The sequence below is a fragment of the Pseudomonas putida genome (genome assembly GCF_028682635.1).
Taxonomy (GTDB): Bacteria; Pseudomonadota; Gammaproteobacteria; order Pseudomonadales; family Pseudomonadaceae; genus Aquipseudomonas; species Aquipseudomonas putida_AE.
Genome location: NZ_JANHLK010000123.1, coordinates 1 through 257 on the forward strand (window position 1 = coordinate 1; position 257 = coordinate 257).

General features: G+C 58.8%; 1 protein-coding gene. It reads right to left on the reverse strand.

Annotated features, from left to right (window positions below):
* On the reverse strand, nt 1-257 hold a 257-nt coding region (locus tag NPS56_RS31125), incomplete at both ends, for an RHS repeat domain-containing protein (protein WP_274078189.1).

A 257-nucleotide genomic window follows, 5' to 3' on the forward strand; every position in this document is an offset into this window, starting at 1 on the left:
GTACAGGTGATTGAGGTGTTGGCCAGTGGGCAACGTCAGGGTGGTGAGGTTGCTCAGTGGGTCGTATTCGTAGGACAAGGCGCCTTGCGCCGTGGTCTCCTGGATCAGGCGACCAAGCAGGTCGTAGGAAAATTCGAGGGTTTCATCACTGACACCCATCTGCTTGCCCTGCGCGGTGGGCAGGCGCTGGATCGACAGCAAGCGATCGCCGTCGTCATACACATAATCCTGACGGGCATCGGCATTGAGCTTGGCCA